This is a genomic window from Leifsonia sp. SIMBA_070, from assembly GCF_046534635.1.
Classification (GTDB): domain Bacteria; phylum Actinomycetota; class Actinomycetes; order Actinomycetales; family Microbacteriaceae; genus Leifsonia.
This window is the reverse complement of the sequence record NZ_JAWRYK010000613.1, coordinates 1-252: the sequence shown is the minus strand read 5'-3', so window position 1 is coordinate 252 and position 252 is coordinate 1. Positions and strand designations below refer to the sequence as shown.

At 54.4% G+C, this 252-nt stretch carries 1 protein-coding gene; it reads left to right on the top strand.

Features of this window, described 5'->3' with window-relative positions; translation table 11 throughout:
• The coding region (tssD, locus tag SB754_RS21675; protein ID WP_410784377.1) for a type VI secretion system tube protein TssD at positions 1-252 on the top strand (252 nt) is incomplete at both ends.

The following is a 252-nucleotide window of genomic DNA, read 5'->3' as shown; positions in this document are numbered from 1 at the left end:
CAACAAGGCCATGAAGATCAGATTCTGGTTCAGGAAATCAAGCATGCGGTGACTACGCCCACTGACCCCCAGAGCGGTCAACCGAGTGGCCAGCGCGTGCATAAGCCTTTCATATTCACCAGTTCACTGAACAAAGCTACCCCCCTGATGTATCAGGCACTTGCCACCGGCGAAATGCTGCCAACGGTCGAGGTCAGCTGGTATCGCACCTCCTCGGAAGGCAAACAAGAGCATTTTTTCACCACCACGCTC